Origin of the sequence: Croceicoccus estronivorus (assembly GCF_001625325.1) — a bacterium.
Lineage (GTDB): Bacteria > Pseudomonadota > Alphaproteobacteria > Sphingomonadales > Sphingomonadaceae > Caenibius > Caenibius estronivorus.
In genome coordinates this window covers 49,272-72,867 of sequence record NZ_JRQQ01000002.1, presented here as the reverse complement: position 1 = coordinate 72,867, position 23,596 = coordinate 49,272, and the positions used below count along the sequence as shown (strand labels likewise).

The 23,596-nt window shown below is 57.3% G+C and carries 23 protein-coding genes; 15 read left to right on the top strand and 8 right to left on the bottom strand.

Annotated features, from left to right (window positions below; translation table 11 throughout):
* Positions 1 to 29: 29 nt before the first annotated feature.
* Positions 30 to 2,006 carry a DNA topoisomerase IV subunit B gene (parE, locus tag MB02_RS03465; RefSeq protein ID WP_067534050.1) on the bottom strand — a complete coding sequence of 659 codons (1,977 nt, stop codon included), beginning with the start codon at positions 2,004 to 2,006 and terminating at the stop codon, positions 30 to 32.
* A 56-nt stretch (positions 2,007 to 2,062) separates the two neighbouring features.
* Positions 2,063 to 3,241: a penicillin-binding protein activator gene (locus tag MB02_RS03460; RefSeq protein ID WP_235829414.1), complete on the bottom strand. Its 1,179-nt coding sequence runs from the start codon at positions 3,239 to 3,241 to the stop codon at positions 2,063 to 2,065.
* Between the two features lies 1 nt (position 3,242).
* On the opposite strand from MB02_RS03460, the gene rsmI reads away from it, so the two are divergent.
* The 4 genes from rsmI to MB02_RS03440 all read left to right on the top strand — a co-directional run bounded on the left by rsmI (position 3,243) and on the right by MB02_RS03440 (position 6,135).
* Complete coding sequence (rsmI, locus tag MB02_RS03455; protein ID WP_235829413.1) at positions 3,243 to 4,094, top strand: 16S rRNA (cytidine(1402)-2'-O)-methyltransferase; 852 nt, start codon at positions 3,243 to 3,245, stop codon at positions 4,092 to 4,094.
* Positions 4,091 to 4,441, top strand: coding sequence for a YraN family protein (locus tag MB02_RS03450; RefSeq protein WP_067532598.1), 351 nt, complete (start codon positions 4,091 to 4,093; stop codon positions 4,439 to 4,441). The genes rsmI and MB02_RS03450 overlap by 4 nt, the downstream gene beginning before the upstream one ends.
* Positions 4,442 to 4,461: 20 nt before the next feature.
* Positions 4,462 to 5,415, top strand: coding sequence for a glutathione synthase (gshB, locus tag MB02_RS03445; protein WP_067532595.1), 954 nt, complete (start codon positions 4,462 to 4,464; stop codon positions 5,413 to 5,415).
* A gap of 93 nt (positions 5,416 to 5,508) precedes the next feature.
* Entirely contained in the window at positions 5,509 to 6,135 is a 627-nt protein-coding gene (locus tag MB02_RS03440; RefSeq protein ID WP_082825997.1) for a pentapeptide repeat-containing protein, read from the top strand.
* Between the two features lie 28 nt (positions 6,136 to 6,163).
* Here the strand turns inward: MB02_RS03440 and MB02_RS03435 are convergent, their stop codons facing one another.
* From MB02_RS03435 to rph, 4 genes are read right to left on the bottom strand one after another with little or no spacing between them, the layout of a single operon-like run.
* On the bottom strand, positions 6,164 to 7,063 hold the full coding sequence (locus tag MB02_RS03435) for a tyrosine recombinase XerC (RefSeq protein WP_067532589.1): 900 nt from the start codon (positions 7,061 to 7,063) through the stop codon (positions 6,164 to 6,166).
* The gene (hemW, locus tag MB02_RS03430) at positions 7,060 to 8,211 is read right to left on the bottom strand and encodes a radical SAM family heme chaperone HemW (protein ID WP_067532586.1); all 1,152 of its coding nucleotides are present in this window, start codon (positions 8,209 to 8,211) and stop codon (positions 7,060 to 7,062) included. Before hemW ends, MB02_RS03435 begins: the two co-directional genes overlap by 4 nt.
* Before the next feature lie 8 nt (positions 8,212 to 8,219).
* Positions 8,220 to 8,849: an RdgB/HAM1 family non-canonical purine NTP pyrophosphatase gene (gene rdgB / locus MB02_RS03425; protein WP_067532583.1), complete on the bottom strand. Its 630-nt coding sequence runs from the start codon at positions 8,847 to 8,849 to the stop codon at positions 8,220 to 8,222.
* Positions 8,846 to 9,559, bottom strand: a complete 714-nt coding sequence (gene rph / locus MB02_RS03420) for a ribonuclease PH (protein ID WP_067532580.1) — start codon at positions 9,557 to 9,559, stop codon at positions 8,846 to 8,848. The genes rdgB and rph overlap by 4 nt, the downstream gene beginning before the upstream one ends.
* Positions 9,560 to 9,642: 83 nt before the next feature.
* Here rph and hrcA point away from each other — a divergent pair, with 83 nt between their 5' ends.
* From hrcA to MB02_RS18100, 4 genes are all read left to right on the top strand, one after another.
* Entirely contained in the window at positions 9,643 to 10,686 is a 1,044-nt protein-coding gene (hrcA, locus tag MB02_RS03415) for a heat-inducible transcriptional repressor HrcA (protein WP_067532577.1), read from the top strand.
* An 18-nt stretch (positions 10,687 to 10,704) separates the two neighbouring features.
* Complete coding sequence (gene grpE, locus MB02_RS03410; RefSeq protein WP_067532574.1) at positions 10,705 to 11,298, top strand: nucleotide exchange factor GrpE; 594 nt, start codon at positions 10,705 to 10,707, stop codon at positions 11,296 to 11,298.
* A gap of 119 nt (positions 11,299 to 11,417) precedes the next feature.
* A complete protein-coding gene (locus MB02_RS03405) occupies positions 11,418 to 11,687 on the top strand; it encodes a YMGG-like glycine zipper-containing protein (RefSeq protein ID WP_067532571.1) in 270 nt (89 codons plus the stop codon).
* A 6-nt stretch (positions 11,688 to 11,693) separates the two neighbouring features.
* Positions 11,694 to 12,050 (top strand): hypothetical protein, encoded by a 357-nt coding sequence (locus MB02_RS18100; RefSeq protein WP_156495402.1) that lies wholly within the window; start codon positions 11,694 to 11,696, stop codon positions 12,048 to 12,050.
* 197 nt (positions 12,051 to 12,247) lie between these two features.
* Here MB02_RS18100 and MB02_RS03395 read toward each other — a convergent pair whose 3' ends face one another.
* Positions 12,248 to 12,724 carry a copper chaperone PCu(A)C gene (locus MB02_RS03395; RefSeq protein ID WP_067532564.1) on the bottom strand — a complete coding sequence of 159 codons (477 nt, stop codon included), beginning with the start codon at positions 12,722 to 12,724 and terminating at the stop codon, positions 12,248 to 12,250.
* Between the two features lie 193 nt (positions 12,725 to 12,917).
* Between MB02_RS03395 and dnaK the strand changes: the two genes are divergently transcribed.
* A complete protein-coding gene (gene dnaK / locus MB02_RS03390) occupies positions 12,918 to 14,840 on the top strand; it encodes a molecular chaperone DnaK (RefSeq protein WP_067532560.1) in 1,923 nt (640 codons plus the stop codon).
* 83 nt (positions 14,841 to 14,923) lie between these two features.
* Complete coding sequence (gene dnaJ, locus MB02_RS03385) at positions 14,924 to 16,063, top strand: molecular chaperone DnaJ (RefSeq protein ID WP_067532559.1); 1,140 nt, start codon at positions 14,924 to 14,926, stop codon at positions 16,061 to 16,063.
* A gap of 37 nt (positions 16,064 to 16,100) precedes the next feature.
* Here dnaJ and MB02_RS03380 read toward each other — a convergent pair whose 3' ends face one another.
* On the bottom strand, positions 16,101 to 18,416 hold the full coding sequence (locus MB02_RS03380; RefSeq protein WP_067532558.1) for a patatin-like protein: 2,316 nt from the start codon (positions 18,414 to 18,416) through the stop codon (positions 16,101 to 16,103).
* Between the two features lie 70 nt (positions 18,417 to 18,486).
* On the opposite strand from MB02_RS03380, the gene radA reads away from it, so the two are divergent.
* The 5 genes from radA to alr are packed head-to-tail and all read left to right on the top strand — an operon-like array spanning position 18,487 to position 23,538.
* On the top strand, positions 18,487 to 19,848 hold the full coding sequence (radA, locus tag MB02_RS03375) for a DNA repair protein RadA (RefSeq protein ID WP_067532555.1): 1,362 nt from the start codon (positions 18,487 to 18,489) through the stop codon (positions 19,846 to 19,848).
* 18 nt (positions 19,849 to 19,866) lie between these two features.
* Positions 19,867 to 20,400 carry a CvpA family protein gene (locus MB02_RS03370; RefSeq protein WP_067532552.1) on the top strand — a complete coding sequence of 178 codons (534 nt, stop codon included), beginning with the start codon at positions 19,867 to 19,869 and terminating at the stop codon, positions 20,398 to 20,400.
* Entirely contained in the window at positions 20,397 to 20,831 is a 435-nt protein-coding gene (locus MB02_RS03365) for a Fe-S cluster protein (protein WP_067532549.1), read from the top strand. Before MB02_RS03370 ends, MB02_RS03365 begins: the two co-directional genes overlap by 4 nt.
* Before the next feature lie 33 nt (positions 20,832 to 20,864).
* Positions 20,865 to 22,502: an MFS transporter gene (locus MB02_RS03360; protein WP_067532546.1), complete on the top strand. Its 1,638-nt coding sequence runs from the start codon at positions 20,865 to 20,867 to the stop codon at positions 22,500 to 22,502.
* On the top strand, positions 22,492 to 23,538 hold the full coding sequence (gene alr / locus MB02_RS03355) for an alanine racemase (RefSeq protein WP_067532543.1): 1,047 nt from the start codon (positions 22,492 to 22,494) through the stop codon (positions 23,536 to 23,538). Before MB02_RS03360 ends, alr begins: the two co-directional genes overlap by 11 nt.
* The last annotated feature ends 58 nt before the right edge of the window (positions 23,539 to 23,596 follow it).

Here is a 23,596-nt window from a genome sequence, read left to right as displayed (position 1 = left end):
CTGCCGCCCCCACACCGAACCACCTGTTTTCAGGCGTCGATCAGGTCGCGATCCAGTTCACCTGCACGGTTCTGGATGAAGTTGAAGCGATGTTCCGGATTGCGGCCCATCAACTGATCGACCAGCTCCTTTATCGCTGCTCGCTGTTCGAATTCAGGCGGTAATGTGATGCGGATCAGGCTCCGGGTGTCCGGGCTCATTGTCGTTTCACGGAGTTGCTGCGGATTCATCTCGCCAAGGCCCTTGAAACGCCCGACATCGACTTTCTTGCCCTTGAAGACGGTTTTTTCCAATTCCACCCGATGAGCGTCATCCCGGGCGTAAGCACTCTCTTTCCCCGCTGTGAGCCTGTATAGCGGTGGCTGAGCGAGGAAGAGATGCCCCCGCCTGACGATTTCAGGCATTTCCTGAAAGAAGAAGGTCATCAGCAAGGTGGCAATATGAGCGCCATCGACATCGGCATCCGTCATGATGATGATCCGGTCGTACCGCAGGCTCTCCGGATCGCAATCCTTGCGCATGCCGCATCCCATGGCGAGCGCGAGATCCGCAATCTCCTGATTGTTGCGGATCTTGTCCGCACTTGCGCTTGCCACGTTGAGAATCTTGCCCCGAATGGGAAGGATCGCCTGGGTTTTGCGATTTCGTGCCTGCTTGGCACTTCCACCTGCAGAATCTCCTTCGACGATGAACAATTCCGTTTCGCCGCCGTCTTCGCCGGAACAGTCGGTCAGCTTGCCTGGCAAACGCAGCTTCTTGGCATTGGTCGCCGTCTTGCGCTTGATCTCCCGTTCGGCCTTGCGGCGCAGGCGTTCGTCCATCCTTTCCATGACCTGCCCGAGCAGAGCCTTGCCACGTTCCATGTTGTCGGCAAGGAAATGATCGAAGTGGTCCCGCACCGCATTTTCTACCAAGCGAGCAGCTTCGGGTGACGTCAGCCGATCTTTCGTCTGGCTCTGGAATTGCGGTTCGCGAATGAATACGGACAGCATGACTTCCGCACCGGCCATGACATCGTCGGCGGAAATGTCCTTGGCTTTCTTTTGCCCGACAAGATCCCCGAACGCCCGCAGACCTTTGGTCAGTGCGGCGCGTAGCCCCTGTTCGTGCGTGCCTCCGTCCGGTGTCGGCACGGTGTTGCAGTACCAACTGGTGGAGCCATCCGACCAGAGCGGCCAAGCGATGGCCCACTCCACGCGTCCCTGTTCATCAGTAAAATCCTGCCTGCCAGAAAAAGGCTGACTCGTTACGCATTCCCGGCCGCTGATTTGCTCGGCCAAATGGTCGGCCAGACCACCCGGAAACTGAAATACGGCCTCAGCAGGAACCTCGGGAGAGGTCAGGCTTTCCGCACATTTCCAGCGAATTTCCACTCCCGCGAACAGGTATGCCTTTGAACGCGCCAAGCGGAACAGGCGGGCCGGTTTGAATTGCCGATCACCGAATATCTCCGGATCCGGCGTGAATATTACGGTCGTGCCCCGCCGATTGGGCGTCGTGCCGAGCTTCTGAAACGGCCCGAGAGTTACCCCGCGCGCAAATTCCTGAGCGTAAAGCTGTTTATCCCTGGCAACCTCGACACGAGTATGTTCGGACAAGGCATTGACGACGCTGACCCCAACGCCGTGCAGGCCGCCGGATGTCGCATAGGCCTTGCCTGAAAACTTGCCGCCCGAATGGAGCGTGCCCATGATGACTTCCAAAGTCGATTTACCCGGAAACTTTGGATGTTCATCAACCGGGATACCTCTGCCGTTGTCGGTGACCGACAGACGGTTTTCTTCATCAAGAGTAACCTCGATCCGTGTCGCATGACCAGCGACCGCCTCATCCATCGCATTGTCGATTACTTCGGCCGCGAGATGATGAAGTGCACGGTCGTCCGTGCCCCCGATGTACATGCCGGGGCGCCGCCGAACTGGCTCCAGACCTTCCAGGACCTCGATCGCGGAAGCATCATAGTCGCCACCGCCAGTGGGTAACTTATCGAAGAGGTCGTCGCTCATGCCAACGCCATAACCCGTGGATTCATGGGCGTTCAAGCATCAACTGAAGGTTATCGTCAGTCGTCGAAACGAGCGGGGGCAGGGGACACCACGCTGACAGCCCCATTACCGACCTTCCGGACTTCCATGGCGCGTTCACCCACACCGTTTGAAAGAAAACGGAACGGTCCATCGACACCTAGAAAACCACCTTTATCAAGCAACTTGGCTGTCGGAAACGAGGTGCCAGGCTTCCAGTCACGAGCGATTTTGAGCGTCAACAGGACAGCATCGTAGCCGAGCGTCGAAATACGATAGGGCTGATTCCCGAAACGAGCCTTGTAGCTGCTCGCAAACTGTTTGTACCGTCCGTCCGAAACAGCGGAGAATAATGCCCCCCGCAGGGATGCGTTGGCAGTGACACTGGATTCGCCGCTCCACAATTCGGTGCCGAGTATCTGGGGCTTCTTCGTGAATTGATTGGCGGCAAGCGCGGAAAGTCTCGCGCCATCCGCAATCAGCACAGAGTCGAACGGCCCCTTTGCTTCAAGGCGCTTCGCCGCTTCGATCACAGCCGTGCTTCCACGATCATATTTCTCGACCGCCATCAGTGCGGCACCTTCGCGCAGCACTGCGCTTGAGAGAGCCAGTTCGGCCTGACGGCCATATTCCCCATTGGGAATGAGTGCAGAAAACCGCCGTGACCCATGGGAAAAGGCATAATCGACCGTACGCCCGATCGATTGAGACGGAATATGGCCCATCAGGAAAACATCGCGTGCGGCGGTCGTGATATCATTGGAAAAGCTGATCAGCGGCACCCGTTTGCGGCGGGCGACCTTGACGACATCACGCGTGTTTTCACCCAACAGCGGGCCCAGGATAAGGCGGTTTCCATCCGTCATGGCTTTGGCAGCCGCGCTTTCGGCACCTGTTGCCGTGTCATAGGTTGTAATCCGCAGATTGCTGGCATTGGTATCCAGCAAAGCCATTGTCGTGGCATTTGCAATGGACTGCCCAACTTCTCCATTTGAACCGGACAGGGGAACCAGCAAGGCAATCCTATGGCGACCGTCATCATCAGGGAGTACGGTTGCATCAGGCTCTTGCGCCGGCCCGACCGTACCGGTTCCTTTGGGAACGATGGCACAACCTGCCAGCAGCACAGTCGTCAGCGCCAGCGCGAAGCCCCGTCGATCGAACCTTATACCCTTGATCACTTGCCGCTCCATGCCAGTCTGGTCCAAGAGGCTCATCGTGACTGACGAACCATTAGCTCCGGGCCTCTATATAGTGGCGACCCCGATTGGCAATCTCGGGGACATAACATTGCGGGCAGCCGACATATTGGCACGCTGCGATGCAATCGCCTGCGAGGATACGCGGGTGACCGCGAAGCTTCTCCGGCATCTGTCGTTACATAAACCGCTCTGGCGATATGACGATTACAGCAGTGAGGTAGACCGACAGCGTTTGCTTGCGTCCATGAGAGAAAAGGCGATTGCGCTAGTCTCGGATGCTGGAACACCGCTTATTTCAGATCCGGGATATCGTCTGGTCCAGGCAGCGAGAGAAGCGGGAATTGCCATTACGAGCTTGCCGGGCCCAAGCGCTGCAATCGTCGCTCTCACATTGTCCGGGCTTCCAAACGACCGCTTCCTCTTCGCGGGCTTCCTCCCGCCCAAGGAAAAGGCGCGTGCGGACGCATTGGCCGAACTGGCGCAGGTACGTGCCACTTTGATCTTTTATGAGAGCGCGCCTCGGCTCGTGAAGACTCTCGCCGCCATCGAACTCGGTTTGCCGGGACGCGATGTCGCTGTTGCCCGCGAACTTACGAAATTGCATGAGGAATGCAGGAGAGGGCCTCCACAGCAGCTGATCGACCATTACACGGCTCATCCCCCCAGAGGTGAGATCGTTCTGCTGGTTGGCCCGCCAGCTGAAAGGGAAAATACAGAAACAGATCTGGACGCCTTGCTATTTGCGGCGATGTTGCATGAGAAACCATCTCAAGCCGCCGCACAGGTGGCCCGCGCGACAGGAATGGACCGCAAGATGCTCTATGCTCGTGCGCTGGAGCTAAAATCCCAGGAGCACCAAACAGGGTGAGCCGCGCGAAGCGGGAAAGACAGGGGAGGAGGGCGGAAAATCTTGCCGCCTGGTTTCTCCGGCTGAAAGGATGGCACATTCTGGCTCGCCGGGTGAAAAATTCGCGTGGCGAAATCGACCTCATAGCTCGGCGACGGAGAACAGTGGCTTTCGTCGAGGTCAAATGGCGAAATCGCGCGAAAAACCTCGATCAGGCCATTGATGCCTACCGCCTTCGACGCGTAGCGGCTGCGGCGGAGGCGGAAGCCCATCGTTACGCCAGGACAGGCGATGATATGCGGATAGATGTGCTGCTGCTTGCGCCCGGACGTTTCCCACGGCACATCGTCAACGCATACCAGCCATAAAACAGGCTCAGGGGAATTTCATGACTTTGCGTGTCGCGGTTCAAATGGACCCGCTAGAATCGATCAATATCGCAGGCGATTCTTCGTTCGCCCTGATGCTTGCCGGGCAGAAGCGAGGATATGAGCTTTATCATTATGACGTCACTGCACTGACTCTGGATGAAGATAATCGACTGCACACACACGCACGTCCGGTAATTGTTCGTCCTCTCGCGGGCGATCATTTCGAGGTGGGTGAATCTCGTCGGCTTGATCTGGGCAAGGACGTGGATGTCGTTCTGATGCGTCAGGACCCACCTTTCGATATGGGCTATATCACCGCAACGCATATGCTTGAGCGGATCGAGAGTGAAACCTTGGTGGTAAACAATCCGGTCAGCGTGAGAAACGCGCCGGAAAAAGTCTTCGTACTGGATTTTCGGCGGTTCATGCCTCCGACCTTGGTAACCAGAAGTGTCGAAGAAGCCCGGCAGTTTATGACACGCCACGGGGCTGTGGTGATGAAGCCGATCCACGGTAATGGCGGCAAGGCCATTTTTCGTGTGCCCGAAGGTGGCGATAATCTGTCCGCCTTGTTCGAGGTGTTCAATCAGACATGGCCTGAACCGCACATGTTGCAGCCTTTCCTGCCCGAAGTGTCGGAGGGGGATAAGCGGATCGTCCTGGTCGATGGTGAAGTGGCAGGTGCGATCAACAGGATACCTGGCGAAGGTGAATTTCGCAGCAACCTCGCAGTGGGCGGCTCGGCTGAAGCCACCAGCCTGACGGACAAAGAGCGGGAAATATGCGCGGCGCTGGGCCCTGAGCTCAAGCGTCTGGGGCTTATCTTCGTTGGCATCGACGTGATCGGTGGCAAATGGCTGACCGAGATCAATGTCACCAGCCCTACCGGAATCGTCGCAATCGACCGGTTTAACGGCACCGATACGAGCGGTATGATCTGGGATGCGATTGAGAGGCGATTGGGCAAGTGATCAACGCCCAACCAATGAGTAGCAGCCGTGAATAGCCCGATTTCCGACCGCGCGGTTCGTGAGCGTTCGCTGGATCGAGCCGCCATCCAGCGCATGGGCGAAGAGGGGCAGCCCGTGCAGTTGATCGACTGCGATCTGGAGGAAGCCGACCTTTCCGAGCTCACTTTGGATGGCTGGTTGTTTGAACGGTGCGATTTGCGCAATGCCGATCTGACGTCAGCCAAGCTGGATGGGACCGCTTGGCAATCCTGTCGAGCATCGCAGGCAAATTTTTCAAGTGCGGATCTCAGCGACGCAAGGTTCTTTTCCTCCGATCTCAACAATAGCGATTTCAGGATGGCCATCTTGCATGCCGCGTCGTTCGAGAATTGCAAACTAACCGGCGCAGATTTGTCTGAGGCCCGCGCTATTGATGTTCGCTTTGCTGAAACGCTTCTCATCAGTGCCAGATTGCCAGCATTTTCATTCCATAAGCAGCAACTCACGAAAATCGATTTCAGTCATGCCGAAATGCGGAAATGCGATTTTCGCAAAGCAATTTTCGATGAATGCAGTCTGCGCGATGCCAATCTGGAGGGTGCGCGGTTCGACGGCGCCGATTTGCGCGGGGCCGATCTGGGAGGCCTGCGTCTGATTGATGCCAGGCCTTTCAGGGGAGCGACGATTTCGCCCTCACAGGCAAGCGAGCTGTTGGGCGAACTAGGCCTCAAAGTTGTTTGATTGTCGACGCCCAAGTAAACGATCACACTCATGTCTCCCGCTCCCTCGGGTGAGCGTTCCGATAGGTTTCCAGCAGCTTTGCCGCATCGACCTTGGTGTAAATCTGCGTCGAGCCCAGGCTTGCATGCCCGAGTAACTCCTGCAGTGATCGCAGATCTGCACCGGCGCCCAGTAAATGTGTGGCAAAACTATGCCGTAATGCGTGAGGTGTCGCCGTAGCTGGAAGACCTAACGCAACCCGTGCACGTGCTACGGCCTTTTGCACCATCCCTTGTGACAAAGCCCCACCCTTGGCACCGCGAAACAAGGGGGCATCCCGCTGAAGAGGCCATGGGGAGCGGTCCAGATACTCTTCCACCGCATCCCGTACAATTGGCAGGACAGGCACTACACGCTGTTTGTTGCCCTTGCCCGTTACTGTCAGAACTTGGCCCAAAGGTATGTCTGAACCTGTCAGGGAAAGGGCCTCCGCAATGCGCAACCCTGCGCCATACATCAGTAACAGCACCGCCCGGTCACGCGCGCCAATCCAGTCTTCGGGGGCACTGTCCGATACTGTCGCCGCGAGATTTTCCGCATCGTCCGGCGTAATGGGCCGGGGCAGGCCTTTCTTGAGCCGGGGCCCTCTCAGACGGGGCGGTGCCACATCTTCCATTCCAGCTTGCCCGCGAGAGAATGAGATAAGGGCTTTCAGAGCTGACAACTCCCGTGCGGCTGAAACATTTCCGAGCCCTTCCGCCCGACGGGACGCAAGTTGCGTTCGCAACGCACGGGCATCCAGTCGGGCGAGGGCAGACCAGTCCGTATCTCCCATACTATCCAGAAGGCGTGCCGCTGTGGCTGTATAAGCTCGAATGGTATGCGGCGAACGTCTTCGACCCTGCGACAGGTGATCATACCAGGCCGCCAGAATATCCGCGCGGTTCATGCCGAAACCAACTCGGCGGGAACCAGCTCTCCCAAAAGAGCGTCAAGCAATGGCATGCCCGCGCCGGTCACTCCTATCCGATGTCCATTTTGCCACATGAGGCCCTGTTGCGTGTAGAAATCAAGCCGCGCAGCGTCGACCAACTTTCCGGCCGAGATAGCAAAACGCTGCGAAAGCATATCCAGGTCGATACCCTCGCGCAGTCTGAGCCCCATCAGCAGAGCTTCACTTGCCTGCTCTGACGTGGGCAAGGCACGCTCTTCGCTGATGCCATGCCCATAACTGGCAATTGCCTCCAGCCAGTTTTCCGGTTTGCGGTGACGGACAGTTGCGATCTGTCCTCTTCGGCCATGGGCTCCGGGGCCTATTCCGCAATAATCCTGATAGCGCCAATAAGTCAGATTATGACGGCTTTCTTCGCCTTTCCATGCATGGTTGCTGATCTCGTAGGGAAGGAGCCCGACAGCCGATGTCAATTCAGAGGTTAGCGCGAACATATCCGCAGCTTCATCATCATCCAGCGGAACAAACTTCCCTTGGCGAACGTCAGTCGCAAAGCGAGTGCCATCCTCTATGGTCAGCTGATAAAGCGAAAGGTGACCGGTCCCGAATGAAAGGGCACGCAGCAACTCGGCGCGCCATTGGTCCAGAGACTGCCCTGGGCGGGCATAAATGAGGTCAAAGCCGACCCTTTCGAATATGCTCTGCGCCGTCTCCAGCGCCGTGAGCGCCTCTTTCACATTGTGCAGGCGCCCCAGAAATCCCAATGCCTCGTTATCCAGGGATTGTATGCCTATCGAAACACGGTTGATTCCAGCATTCTTCAGAATCCGGAAATTTGCCGTCTCCACGGATGAAGGATTGGCTTCCAGTGTAATTTCGACTCCGGGTGCGAAGCCCCACAACCGCTCCGCCTCGCCCAGCAGGGCATCGACCAAATCAGGAGGCATAAGCGATGGTGTGCCACCGCCGAAAAATATGCTGCCAAGTGCTTCTCCGCCCGCCAGGGTCGCTTCATGCCGCATATCGGCGAGCAACGCCGCCTTCCAGCGGTCGACTTCCACAGTAGCCCGAACATGCGAGTTGAAATCGCAGTATGGGCATTTTTTCAGGCAGAAAGGCCAATGTATGTAAAGCGCGCGAGCCACGGCCTATGTTAACCGCTGAATTGCTCCGCGACCAGCTTGGCGAAGGCATCTGCGCGATGGCTGATCCGGTGCTTTTCCTCGGGGTCAATCTCGGCAAACGATCGCTTCTGACCTTTCGGGACGAATACAGGATCGTAGCCGAAGCCCCTTTCGCCCCGGGGAGGCCATATGTAGTGGCCATCGACACGGCCTTCATAAACGGCGCTTGTTCCGTCCGGCCACGCAATCGCAAGGACACATGAAAACCAGCAATTGCGATCGGCTTGCGGGCCAAAGGCCTGCAACATGCCCTCGACTTTCCCCATGGCCATATACCAATCACGCCCAGGTTCGCCTTCGAACCATTGCCGTTCCGCCCAGTCTGCCGTGTACACACCAGGTTTGCCGCCGAGCCCTGCAACCGAGAGCCCGCTGTCATCGGCAAGCGCAGGCAATTGCGACGCTTTTGCCGCCGCATGCGCCTTGATCAGCGCATTTTCAATGAATGTCGTGCCCGTTTCAGCCGGTTCCGGCAGCCCCAGCGCGCCTGCGGAAATACATTCCATCCCATAAGGGGCGAGCAGAGCCGAAATTTCCTTAAGCTTACCCGCGTTATGCGTTGCTATGACCAGCTTGCCGGAACCGAGCTTGCGCGTCATTTCACTGCAGCGTCCTGAGCAGCGAAAATGCGATCGCATCCCATCCGGGCAAGACGCAGCAGGCGCAGCAACCCTTCTTCGTCATAGGGTGCGCCTTCGGCCGTCGCTTGCGCTTCGGCAATGTTGCCGCCTTCTATCAATACGAAGTTGGCATCGGCGTCCGCCGAGCTGTCTTCCACGTAGTCGAGATCGAGCACTGGCGTGCCTTGATAAATGCCGCAACTGATCGCTGCCACTTTGGCCGTCAGCGGGTCTTCGGAAATCGCACCATTTGCCATCAGCTTGTTGACCGCAAGGCGCAGGGCAATCCAGGCGCCGGAAATAGCCGCGGTACGGGTCCCTCCATCGGCCTGAATAACATCGCAATCGAGTGTGATCTGCCGCTCGCCCAACTTCTTCATGTCCGTGACTGCGCGCAGGGATCGGCCGATCAGGCGTTGAATTTCCTGTGTCCGTCCGGTCTGCTTGCCTCTGGCCGCCTCACGACTGCCGCGAGTGTGGGTCGCACGCGGAAGCATGGAATACTCAGCCGTAACCCATCCTTCGCCCTTTCCGCGAAGGAAAGGCGGCACGCGTTCTTCCACGCTGGCAGTCACCAATACACGGGTATCCCCGAAGGAAATCAGGCAGGATCCCTCCGCGTGCTTGGTGAAGCCTGTCTGGATGTCGATAGCGCGCATTTCGTCGGGCGCACGGCCGGAAGGTCGCATGGAGAATCCTTATTAATGTGAATCGTGGGGATCGTTAGGCGCTTACCGCTTGTGAGAGCAAGGGCAGTGACTAAATTGGGAGCATGCCGACACCACCCGTTACCGAATTGACCAACCGTGCACGCGACATTTTCCGCCTGGTTGTCGAAGAATATCTTTCGAGCGGTCAGCCGGTCGGATCCCGCACGCTGGCCGGCGCAGGGCAGGTAAACCTCTCGCCGGCCTCGATCCGTTCGGTGTTGGCGGAACTGGAAAGCCTTGGCCTTCTGGCCGCCCCGCATACCAGCGCCGGCCGGATGCCGACCGAGATCGGATTGCGGCTGTTTGTCGATGGCATGATGCAGGTTGCAGAACCTACAGCCGAGGAACGAGCGGCTATTGAAAGGCGGCTATCCCAACCTGGTCCGATCGAGCATGCGCTGGAGGCGACCAGTTCCCTGCTTTCCGACCTCTCCGCCGCAGCGGGAGTCGTGATGGTTCCAAGCCGGGAACCTCGGTTGTCCCAGATGAACCTTGTACCACTCGCTCCTGGCAAGGCACTGGCCGTATTGGTGGGGGAAGATGGGAATATTGAAAACCGCTTGCTCGATTTGCCTCCTGGCCTGCCGATTTCGACGTTGGAGCAGGCAACGAATTATATTACCGCTCATCTTGGCGGACGAACCCTGGCAGAAGCGGCGCGTGTCATGGGACAGCAAATTGCCTCTGGTCAATCCGCGCTTGACGCGGCCAGCCGGGATCTCGTCGAACGCGGCCTTGCTGTCTGGAGCGAGGACGCCACACGGCGCCCGGTTTTGATCGTGCGAGGGCAGGCAAACCTGCTCGACGAAAATACTTTGCTTGATATAGAGCGCATCCGCCAGTTGCTCGACGACCTCGAAAACAAGCAATCCATCGCGGAATTGCTGGAAACAGCACGAGAAGCGGAATCTACCCGCATATTCATCGGCTCGGAAAACCGGTTGTTCGCGCTTTCGGGTTCCTCGGTGATTGCGTCTCCTTACAGGGATCGCGAGGGCAGGGTCGTTGGCGTGGTTGGAGTTATCGGCCCAACGCGGTTGAATTATGCACGGGTCGTCCCCATGGTGGATTTCACGGCTCAGAGTTTGGGCAAATTGATCGGCTAGAACAGATAGATAGAGACAATGACTGACGACAAGACACAAGCGCCGAAGGATGAGGCGCAGACCGATCCCGCTGTGGCAGCCGAACTGAAAGGCGTGCCCGAAGACATGCTCGACAGTAATGACGAGAGCGGGGAAAGCGCTCTTGATGAGCTTAACAAACTGCAAGAGCAGCTCGAAGTTGCGCAGCAGGACGTGCTTTATGCACGTGCCGAAACCCAGAACGTCCGGCGTAGGCTGGAAAAGGATATCTCCGATGCGCGGGCTTACGCGGCGACGGGATTCGCCCGAGATATCCTGAGTGTGGCAGATAACCTGGCTCGCGCGCTGGACGCGGTGCCCCTTGAATTACGGGAAGATGAACGGCTCAAGAGCCTGGTCGCTGGCATTGAAGCCACAGCGCGCGAAATCGACAAGGTTTTCGGCACCCATGGGATCAGCCGAATTGCAGCAATGGGCTTGCCACTTGATCCGAACCAGCATCAGGCCATGATGGAAGTCCCATCGACAGATGCTGAACCGGGCACAGTGGTGCAGGAATTGCAGGCCGGGTACATGATCAAGGACCGGCTGTTGCGGCCCGCAATGGTCGCCGTGGCGAAAAAGGCCGAGTAAATTCCCGTTTCTTCGGGCCGGAATGGCTCGCAGAAACGACCAAATGTGGGCCAATACAGGAACGTACAGCCGCCTGAGCCGTTAGCTTTGTAGTAATCAACGCAACGGAGATTTTTATCATGCGCAAGTGGATCATCCCCGCCATGGCTGTCAGCCTCGTTTCACTCGGGGCCTGTTCCACAAACTATGCAGGTGAAGGTGCCTTGGCCGGTGCTGCTGTGGGCGCTGGTGTCGGTGCTGCGACCGGTGGCGATATCGGCGAAGGTGCCGCAATCGGTGCAGCAGCCGGTGCTGTTGGCGGCGCGCTGATCAAGAAGGATGGCAAATGCTATCGCCGCGATCGCTATGGCGACGAATACCGCGTGGATTGTGACCGTTATCGCCGCTAGGCATGGGTGGGCACCAAGCCGGGTTCAGCCCGGCTTGGCTCCACCGGGGAAGTTTACCAACAGATCGAATGGCGTTGCGTCCGCCACACCCGGCAATTTAGCGCCGTTGCGCAACAGGAAGGCGTGACGAACAATTTCTGCCTGTTGTTCAATTCCATAGCGTTCCAAGGGCCATCCAGGCCGCAAGCTATAGGAATAGCGGCGCGACAATACGCCTCGGATAAGCAGATGCAACTTGCCATGACGCTGCGCCTGCCAGACATGCGTCATTTCATGGATAAAGTGCCCCTGCCGATGGAGCGACGCAGTCGAGAAATCGTCACAATAAAACGCATCATCAGGATGGAAATGGATGTGCCCTAACGGTGCCATCATCCTGTTTCTGGGTTGAAACGGAAACCATTTCCTCCGCCTTATGCGGACTGAAGAGCAATCTAGAGCGGATCCAAAAACGCTTTGAACCAGATCGACCTCACCTGCGGTCAGTGATCTCTCACCACCGGCGCGGCAGGCGAAAGCCGACTTGGTTTCAAACGGTGCGTTTTTCAGCGCGGCATTGCTCAGTTGCCACCCCCGGGCGCTTCAACTGTCGCATCGAAGCTGAGCTTGTCCCCGCCAGTGAATGTCAACGTGACTTCCGTCTTGTCTCCCGCCTTTAGTGCAGGATCCAGCCCCATGACCATCACGTGTTTACCGCCCGGCTCGAACTTGACTTCCTCACCCTTGACGAGATTCAGCGGCGGTATCGGGCCCATCTGCGTCACCCCATTGGTGGTGATGGTTTCGTGCATCGTGGCTTCCTTGGCGGAAGCGACTTCAACCTTGCGCAAAACGGCGTAATCGTCGCCGTTGTAACTAATGTCGAAGTACAGCACCCCGGGATTGTCGGCTACTGCGGGCAAGACAAGCCGCCCATTCGTAATTTCAACGCCTGGCTTTCCCTCTGTTGCAGCCGGTGGGGCCTGCTCCTGCCCGCAAGCGGTTAGCGAAACACCGGCCAGAGCCAGCGCAACGGATGCGAAGATGGTTGATTTCATGCTTTTGTGCCTCCTGCTTCCCGATTAGGGAAACTAGCCCCCATCATCCCTTGTGCAAGTAAAAACCGCACCTATATCGCCGGTCAAAGAGGGCTTCGGTTCATCTCGGGTCCTTTGAGCCGCGTAAGCTGCCTTGCCACATTCGGGAGGCCAACCATGCGGTGTCCACTCTTGTGATTAGGATGAGGAAATAATGGGCAAAGTTATCGGTATCGACCTTGGTACGACCAACAGCTGCGTTGCAGTTATGGATGGGGGCAAACCCAAGGTTGTCGAAAATTCTGAAGGTGCGCGTACAACGCCGTCGATCGTCGCCTTTACCAAGGACGGGGAACGCCTGATTGGCCAGCCAGCCAAGCGTCAGGCCGTGACCAATGGCGACAACACCATTTTCGCGGTGAAGCGCCTGATCGGTCGCCGCTTTGACGACCCGGTGACCAAGAAGGACACCGAACTGGTTCCTTATACAATCGTCAAGGGCAAGAATGGCGACGCGTGGGTTCAGGCCGGTGGTGAAGATTATTCGCCCAGCCAGATATCCGCTTTCATCCTGCAGAAGATGAAGGAGACCGCTGAAAGCTATCTTGGCGAAACCGTGACGCAGGCGGTCATCACCGTTCCTGCTTACTTCAATGACGCCCAACGCCAGGCGACCAAGGACGCCGGCCAGATCGCTGGTCTCGAAGTACTGCGCATCATCAACGAGCCGACTGCGGCCGCGCTCGCTTATGGTCTCGACAAGGACGATGGCAAGACCATTGCCGTCTATGACCTTGGCGGTGGTACTTTCGACGTTTCCATTCTGGAAATCGGCGATGGCGTATTTGAAGTGAAGTCGACCAATGGCGACACCTTCCTCGGCGGTGAAGACTTCGACAGCGCCGTGGTGGAATACCTCGCGGACCAGTTCAAAAAGAAGGAGAACATGGATCTCCGGACCGATAAACTGGCCCTGCAGCGTCTGAAGGAAGCGGCAGAAAAGGCGAAGATCGAGCTTTCGAGCGCGCAGACCACAGAGGTCAATCTTCCTTTCATCACCGCCCGTATGGAAGGTGGCAGCACCACGCCATTGCACCTGGTCGAGACGATCACTCGATCCGACCTCGAAAAGATGGTCGCCAAGCTGATCGAGCGCACCAAGGAACCGATGAAGAAGGCTCTCGCCGATGCTGGCGTGTCGGCTAACGATATCGATGAGGTTGTTCTCGTCGGCGGTATGACTCGCATGCCCAAGGTGCGCGAAGCGGTGAAGGAGTTCTTCGGCAAGGAGCCTCACACCGGCGTGAACCCGGATGAAGTCGTCGCTATGGGCGCGGCGATCCAGGCCGGCGTACTGCAAGGCGACGTCAAGGACGTCCTGTTGCTTGACGTTACCCCGCTCTCGCTGGGTATCGAAACGCTGGGCGGCGTATTTACCCGTATGATCGACCGCAACACGACGATCCCGACCAAGAAGTCGCAGGTTTACTCGACCGCCGAGGATAACCAGCAGGCCGTGACTATTCGCGTGTTCCAGGGCGAGCGTGAAATGGCTGCCGACAACAAGATGCTCGGCCAGTTCGATCTGGTTGGCATCCCACCGGCTCCGCGTGGTGTACCGCAAGTCGAGGTCACTTTTGACATTGACGCAAACGGCATTGTCAACGTGTCTGCCAAGGACAAGGGTACCGGCAAGGAACAACAGATCCGTATTCAGGCTTCCGGTGGTCTTTCCGAAACCGACATCGATCAGATGGTGCAGGACGCCGAAAAGTTTGCCGAGGAAGACAAGAAGCGGCGTGAGGCGGCCGAAGCCAGAAACAATGCAGACAGTCTTGTGCATGCAACGGAAAAACAGCTTGAAGAAAACGGTGACAAGATTGACGCCGGTCTCAAGTCTGAAATTGAAGCTGCAATCGCCGAAACAAAGACTGCGATCGAAAGCGGGAATATCGATGATATGAACGCCAAGGCGCAAAACTTGACCCAGCTTGCCATGAAGATGGGGCAGGCAATCTACGAACAGGAACAGGCTTCTGGTGCTGGTGCCGCCGAAGGGGCTTCCGCATCGTCCGGGCAGGACGAAGACGTGGTCGATGCCGAGTTCTCGGAAGTCGATGAAGAGAACAAGGGCTGATTGCCTGATGGAAACCGAAGCCGCCGTTGGCGCATCTCAAATTAATGGGGTGCGCTGACGGCGGTGACGTTTAAGGCGGGGCAATGGCTACCGAAATAGACTATTACGAATTGCTCGAGGTGGAGCGGACGGCGGACGACAAGACGCTGAAATCCGCATACCGCAAGCTTGCCATGCGTTATCATCCGGATCGCAATCCGGGCGATGCCGATAGCGAGTCCAGGTTCAAGGCGATCAACGAAGCCTACGATTGCCTGAAGGATCCTCAGAAACGGGCCGCCTATGATCGCTTTGGCCATGCCGCCTTTCAGCAGGGCGGATTTGGCGGCGCCGGACAACGTGGTCCTGGCGGTGCTGAATTCAGCGACCTGGGCGACATTTTTGAAACGATTTTTGGCTCCGCCTTCGGGGGTGGAGGCGGCAGAGCCCGTCCTCGGAGAGGGGCCGATCTGCGCTATGACCTGGAAATCTCGCTCGACGAGGCTTTCCATGGGAAAGAAACCCAGATCGAGGTCGAGGTCTCCACTCATTGCGAAGCTTGCGATGGTTCGGGGGCAGAGCCCGGAACTGGCGCGCGCGATTGTGGCACCTGCCATGGCGCAGGGAAAGTAACGACGCGCCAAGGCTTCTTCGTGGTGGAGCGGACTTGCCCGCAATGTCATGGTCGCGGCGAAATCATCGAAAGCCCGTGTCGCGAATGTCGCGGCGAAGGGCGGGTCGACAAAGTCCAGACCCTCGACGTTACTATTCCGCCCGGGGTTGATAACGGTACTCGTATCCGGCTGTCCGGAAAGGGTGAGGCTGGTCCCATGGGATCGCCCCCTGGCGATCTCTATATCTTTCTGCAAATCCGACCGCATCGTGTGTTCCAGCGCGAAGGCACTGCCTTGTTCTCCCGCGTGCCAATCAGCTTCACCACTGCGGCATTGGGTGGAACGATCGAAATTCCCGGCCTTGATGGGGAAACGATCGGCATAGAAATTCCCGCTGGTATCCAGTCTGGCAAGCAGTTGCGCAAACGCGGGGCGGGCATGCCTGTGCTGCAAGGGCGTGGGCGGGGCGATTTGATCGTCGAGATCATGGTTGAAACGCCCACGAAATTATCCGCCAGACAGAAAGAATTACTGCGGGAGTTTCAGGAAACGGAAACTGGTGACGAATGTCCTGAAAGTCGTGGCTTTTTCGACCGGCTAAAGGATGCCTGGAGCGATCTGACTGACTAAGGGGCGGCGGGTGATCTCGACAATTGCCCGCCCTCTCTCAGCCGAACTTGTCGATCACCTCCTGTCGAACTTTTTCGATCAGGCCCTTGTCCGCGGTAAGGCGTGGTTCTTCCTCATCCAATACGGCAAGAAAAGCCGCCCGCTTGTAACGCGTGAGTTCAGGTAAAGGCATGGGGTTGTCCAATGTCGACACGACAAGATCGATCATTCGCTCCGCACCATGCAAACGGCCCCAAAGGTAATCGTTTTCACGATAAGCCCGGCTAAAAAAGGCGCCGAAATTATAAAATTCGGTGCCACGCAAAGTGGCTTGCGTGCCGCCATCACGGATCGATCGGGCATCTTCAGGCGAAATACGGTCGATTTTCACAGGATCGAATTCAGTCAGCCCTTCGTTGCGAAGCAGCGGTAGGGTCGCAACGTCGAAAAATGGGAAGCCGAGGTAGGCCAATAGCATCCGTCGCCGTAAAGCCTTGGGCATTGCCGTCAGCTCTGCCGCAAACATCGCTTCCACTTTTTCATCCACTCCAGGCAGATCCCGCAAGCGTTCCAACGCTTCCAGTGCGGCACCCGGGTTTGCCATGACATTCTCGGCATCGGCAGCGAATTGGGCGCCGAGCCAATCAGTCGACTCTCGTTCAAAATAAAGCGCGAGTGAATCGTAGACGAGCTTTTTTGCTCTTTCGCGATCCTGTTCCGAAATTTCCGAATCTTCTTCCCATTCACGCGAGAGGCGTCTGGCCAGAAAACGCAAACGCCGAATTCGAAATGCGATGTCATGCGCACGCAGGAAAGCAATCGCCTCCTTGCTCGCACCTCCTTTAGGATCAGAAAGACGCTCCAGATTTTGCGCCATCAACTCCATGCGCAGGCGTTCGGCAATCACATCCGGGCCCGACAGTCCCAGATCCGGTGCAGCCTCGAAAATGGTCCGCGCAATGTGGTCGATAATTCCGGTGAATTTCGCCTGTGCATAGCCGTGAAATGCGAAACCGGATTTTTCGGCCGCAGCCTGTTGAGCCCTGTTGCGCCAGCTACGCAGCCTTCGCTGCGTGGGTTTATCGAGGAACAGAGTATGGCCGAACAGTTGTTCAACCGCGTGTTCCACTTCAGGGCGAAGGGCAGCAACTATCAATTGCAGGCGTTCCGCCTCACGCGATTGCTCCTCCAGTTCTTCCAGATTGTCGCGGATCGGCTGTTCGCGTGGAATCGTGGATAGAGATCCGAAAATAGCCCCGAAAAATCCGACAGGACGGTTGCGCATGGCATTTGCATTGCCAGAGCGGTCGGGACGTGGATCTATATAGACAAACCGGCGATCCACCTCGCGCTGGGCCGGACGAACTGTCAGCCTGCCGGCCGCTTCGGCAAAAGGGGCATTGACCAGCACAGAGCCATCAATCAGCGATACGGTCTCCGTGTCGCCGCGTCGGACATGCCCCGGCATCACACGTGTCAGGAACTGTTCGCGGCTTGTCCACGAGTGTTCATGTTCACGCCCCAGCGCGTCGATTTCCGACAATTGCAGCGGAGGAAACGCGCCAGGAAAACTCGCTGTGGAACGAGCAGCAAAGACCAGTTCCAGAGGATCTGCAAGGCCGGTGCCGCCTGCTGCGGGCGTGCGGCCATGGAAGCCGATAGGCAGCCGGTGTTCACTTTCCTCGATCACTGGGGGACTGTTGAGGCGCAATAGCGCCGGATAACCACGAAAGTCCGTCGCCGTTACGAACAAGTCGATAGGATGTCCGGCAGGCAAAAGCGGATCTTCCGCCGGCACTCCACGCATAGCCGTCAACGCTTTGCACAACAGCCGTGAGAATCCGATTCCGGAGAAGGGTGGGGCGAACCACCTGCTGCGAATGAATCGTGACAGTTTTGCCCGCACCTCCTGTCTCGTTTCCGGTGCGACACTCTCCGAAACGGCATTCCCGGGGCGGGTCAAGAGAAACTGGACGATCGGCCACGCCCATTGCTTGGCAACTCGCGACCAAGGGCGTGCCTCCGGGTCGAGCAGCCGGTCGACGTCCGCATTTTCCAACCATAGCTCTGTCAGGGGTTCAAGGGAACGCCCCGAATGGATGGCTTCGGCAAGAAATACGGCATTGATTCCCCCTGCGCTTGCCCCGGTCAGAATATCGGGGAGGATGCGGAGCATCAGGCCATGTTCGCTGTCTATATGCCGCAACAAATCGCAGTAGACAGCCTCGCTGCCATCCCGATATTTCTTCCCTGAATGGGTTGAACGGCTGGCTCGTGCCAGCTTCCATATCTCTTTGGTAACGCCGTGCATGTACACTGCGAGACTGACACCGCCATAACATACGAGGGCGATCCGAAGTTCCTTTTGCCGCATTGAACCATAGTGATGGTTTCATGAATGGAAAGCAATTGCGTTCCTTGTATGTTCCATCTATCGCATGGGTATGGCCAAAACCAAACGCCGTTATGTCTGCCAGGCCTGTGGCAGTGTGTCGCACCGTTGGCAGGGGCAGTGTTCTGACTGTGGGGAATGGAACACTCTCGCCGAAGAAGCCCCCGCAACAGTCTTCTCCCAGAAACATGATTTATCGTCAGGTGGACGCCCCATTGCATTCGAACCGCTGGATGCGCCTGGCAAGGAACTCCGCCGCCGCCCCACGGGACTGGATGAGTTCGACCGGGCACTGGGCGGAGGGCTTGTCCCCGGATCAGCCATTCTCATGGGCGGAGATCCTGGGATCGGCAAATCGACACTGCTGTTACAGGCTGCCGGCCGCATCGCCCGGGCAGGTGGAGATGTCGTCTATGTCAGTGGCGAAGAAGCCGCCGGGCAGGTCCGCTTACGCGCAGCCCGGCTTGAACTTGCCGACGCGCCAATCCGGTTGGCTGCAGCAACGTCTGTCCGTGACATACTGACCACCCTCAATGGAATGGAGCCGCCGGCGCTTTTGGTAATAGATTCGATCCAGACGATGCACTCCGATACAATCGAGGGCGCACCTGGTACCGTCAGCCAAGTGCGTGGCTGCGCATTCGAATTAATCCGTTACGCCAAGGAAACCGGGGCTGCGCTGGTTCTGGTCGGGCATGTGACCAAGGACGGCGCGATTGCCGGACCTCGTGTTCTCGAACACATGGTCGACGTGGTGATGAGTTTCGAGGGGGAGCGGAGCCATCAGTACAGGATCTTGCGCAACCTCAAGAATCGTTTCGGCGCTGTCGATGAAATCGGCGTCTTTGCCATGGCGGACGACGGCCTTGAGGAAGTGGCGAATCCGTCAATGCTGTTTTTGTCCGGACGCGATGCCCCTCTTGCCGGCAGCGCGGTTTTTCCTGCGCTGGAAGGCACAAGACCAGTGCTTGTGGAAGTCCAGGCTCTGATTGTCCGGTTGCAGAGCGGCGCCACACCGCGTCGTGCAGTTGTTGGGTGGGATAACGGCAGGCTGGCTATGCTGCTTGCCGTTCTGGAGTCGCGCTGTGGGCTGAACTTCTCGTCAGCGGAAGTCTATCTGAATATCGCGGGAGGCTATCGCCTGACTGATCCCGCAGCAGATCTGGCCGTAGCCGCGGCATTGGTTTCGGCATTGGCTGACAAACCTTTGCCTTCTGCTTCGATCTGGTTCGGCGAAGTGTCTCTTGCCGGTGAAGTCCGCCCAGTGGCGCATCCTGGCGTCCGATTGCGAGAGGCCTTGAAGCTTGGTTTCGATCGCGCTCATGGCCCCGCAGGAGCGGGAGAGAAGATTCCGGATATCCGCTATGACGAGCTCGGCTCGCTGGCGAAGCTCGTTGACCGGATCGCAAGCTAAATCTAATGCAGCGAAGCGATGACCGGCTTCGATATCATTGTGCTCATCCTGATCGGAATCGGGGCGATTGGAGGGTTCTTTCGCGGGTTCGTGGAAGAAACGCTGGCACTTTGCGCATGGGTGCTGACATTGTTTGTGATCCACACCTTGCACACACCCGTCACGGCGTGGTTCACACAGTACATTCCAAACCCGACCACAGCTTCAGTTGTGGCATTCGCTCTCCTGCTCGTCGTACCCTATGCCGGAGTTAAGCTGATCGCAAAGTGGCTTGGCGAAGCGTCACGCGCATCGCTGCTCGGCCCTTTGGATCGTGTGCTTGGCCTCGGTTTTGGCGCATTGAAGGGGGTCATCATCTGCGTTTTGGCCTTCTCAATCCTTGCGCTCGGCTACGACACAGTCTGGGGGCCTACAGGACGGCCAGTTTGGATTACGACCGCTCGCACCTATCCGTTCATAAACACTGCGTCGGACGAGTTGGTGCAAATCATCAAGGAACGCAGGCTCGCTATTGAAGAGAATGACGATCAGATCGAAGCCCAGTCGAAATGAACGCCACGGCGCAGTTATATACTCCCGAACTTCTCGGGCTTGCTGTCACCTTGGCGGATTATCCTTATGATCCCAGCTTTCCCATGCAGGGGCAGGCTCGCTCGGCAAGTTGCGGCAGCACTATGGATCTGGGATTTGTACTGGACAGAGCCAGCCGGATTGAATCCATCGGAATGAAAGTTCATGCCTGTGCCGTGGGGCAAGCCGCCGCTGCAGTGTTTGCAGCTCAGGCAAACGGGCTACGCGTCGATGACATTGAACGCGTGCATGATGCTCTCTCTCACTGGTTGGCAGGGGAGGGCAAATTACCCGATTGGTCCGGCCTCTCGATAATTGAACCGGCTCGAGCTTTTCCAGGACGACATGGCGCCATCATGCTGCCGTGGAGAGCTGCCCTGCAAGCGCTTTCCAACATTCGCCGCGCTCGCTAGAGCGTATCGTTCCGGGGGTTTAGAGGGATCGATATGGCAAGTACCGCAACGCTGCCGAAGAAGCAGGAAGAAGAATCAGACATCCGCCTGGTCATTGCTGCCTCATCGGCTGGCACGGTTTTCGAATGGTACGATTTCTTCATTTACGGCACGCTTTACGCGATTATTTCTCACGCGTTTTTCCCGGCGGGCAACGAAACGCTCTCTGTCCTCCTGACCTGGGCCACTTTCGCTATCGGCTTTGGATTCCGGCCAATCGGTGCGATTCTTTTCGGGTATCTGGGCGACCGGCTCGGAAGAAAATATACTTTCCTTGTCACTGTGACACTGATGGGTATCGCGACTGCTGGCGTGGGGCTCGTTCCCAGTGCGGAGTCCATCGGAATTGCCGCTCCGTTGATCGTGATCGTTCTGCGTATCCTGCAAGGCCTCGCACTGGGTGGAGAGTATGGTGGAGCAGCGATTTACGTTGCGGAACACGCTCCTCCAGAGAAGCGGGGATTTTATACCAGCTTCATCCAGGCAAGCGTAGCAGGCGGCTTTGTGTTGAGCATCGCTGTCGTATTGCTTTGTCGCTTTGCGATTCCTGAAGACGATTTCAACGCCTGGGGCTGGCGCATACCGTTTCTTCTTTCACTGGTACTTCTCGCCATTTCGCTTTGGATGCGCTTCAAGCTGTCGGAAAGCCCGGTGTTCAGGGCAATGAAAGATGCCGGAGAGACAGCGGGAAATCCCTTCGTCGAAAGCTTCACGTTTCCCGGAAACAAGAAACGCATTTTTGTGGCCCTGTTCGGGGTGACTGCCGGCCTGACGACAATCTGGTACACGGCCTTCTTCACCAGTCTATCGTTCCTTCGCGGCCCCATGCGAGTGGATGGACTGACCGTCGAGCTCACTCTTTTCGTCGCGGGCTTGATTGCGATGGCATTCTACTTGCCGGTAGGCAAATGGTCGGATCGGGTGGGCCGTAAGAAGCCGATCATAATCGGCAACCTCCTCACTCTCCTTTTACTTTTTCCGTTATTCTGGGCGATGGGCAATCTAGCCAACCCAGGTATTGCAGAAGCCGCAAAGGCGGCTCCGGTGCGAATTGAGGGGCCCCACTGCACCACCGACCCGTTCGCGGAGTTGGGCGATAGTCAGGCCAGCGAATGCGGGCGTGTGCTTGAAACTCTGGTGGCCAGCGGCGTGCCTTACACAATCGTGAAGAGCGATACATTGCGGCTGACGGCCGGGGGAGAGGAAATCGCCTTGCATTCTGAATGGCTGCATGACAGCGCCGCTCGCAAAGCAGGCATTGAGCAGGCACTTTCTCAGCATGGTTTCGATTTCTCACGGCAGTTTCCTCCGCTCATCAATCTCGCCGGTATCGTTCTTATTCTGCTGATACTGGGGGTGCTTTCGGCTCTGACCTATGGATCGGCGGCGGCCCTTTTGTCCGAGATGTTTCCGGCAAAGATTCGTTATAGCTCGATGTCGATACCCTACCATGTCGGGGCAGGTTACTTCGGGGGGTTCCTGCCGCTTATCGCCAGTTATATCGTTGCCAAGTCAGGCGATGCTTATGCCGGTCTTTGGTACACATGGGTCTTCGTATTGATTGCTCTTGTCGTCGGCATTTGGGGCATACCTTCAGGCCCTCCACGCGATTTTTCTGACGATGCAGGCTGAACCGCCTGGCCGCACTTTACGGCTTCGACTGGATCGCTCGGCCCTTTCCCATAACTGGCAGGCGCTTGACCGGCTGTCAGGTGCCGCGAATGCAGGTGCTGCGGTGAAGGCAGACGCATATGGCCTCGGGGTCAATGCGGTGGTTCCCCTGTTGCGCGACACAGGAGCACATACATTCTTCGTTGCTCATTGGAGCGAAGTTGCAGATGTGCTGAGGTATACGCCGCCAGAGACGATATCCGTCCTGCATGGCCCCTTGACCGGAAACGATTGCGCCTATGCCCGGGCTACGGGAGTAAGGCCGGTCATCAACAGTGTTTATCAGGCCCGGCTTTGGCGTGAAACGGGTGGGGGGCTTTGCGATCTCATGGTCGATACGGGCATTAATCGGCTCGGTATTGGCATGAGCGAACTTGGCGATCACGAGGTCTCCGGACTCGAGATCGACATTTTGATGTCGCATCTCGCCTCAGCTGACGAAGACAGCCAGTTAAACGGAAAACAACTTGCTCGCTTCACACAAGCATGTTCTTCCATACCCGCTCGTCGCAGAAGTCTGGCCAGTAGCGCAGGCATCGCATTGGGCAAGGAATATGCCTTCGACGTCACAAGACCCGGACTTTCCCTCTACGGAGGAATTCCTCGCCCTGAACTCAAGCGTGAAATTCGTCAGGTTGCGCAGATTGAGGCTGCACTGATTCAGTGCCGGAACATCTCGCCCGGCGATAGCGTGGGATACAACGCCAAATTTACGGCAACCGAGGCCATGCGCGTTGGCGTCGTTTCACTTGGCTACGCAGACGGCTTTCTGCGAAGCTGGAATACTGGCGGCATATTGCGCAAGGATGGTGCTTTGCTGCCTCTGCTAGGGCGCATATCAATGGATATGGCAGTCGTCGATCTTGCTGCGGTGCCGCATCTGCGTGAGGGAGATTGGGTGGAAGTGCCATATTATTTGCCCGATGCAGCGCAAACCACGGGTCTCTCGCAATATGAACTTCTGACCATTTTGGGGCATCGTTTTCAACGTCTCTAGCCAAAATGTTGCGCCGCACACGCTGCGCATGCTAAGTGCAGCATTTGGGGATACTAGG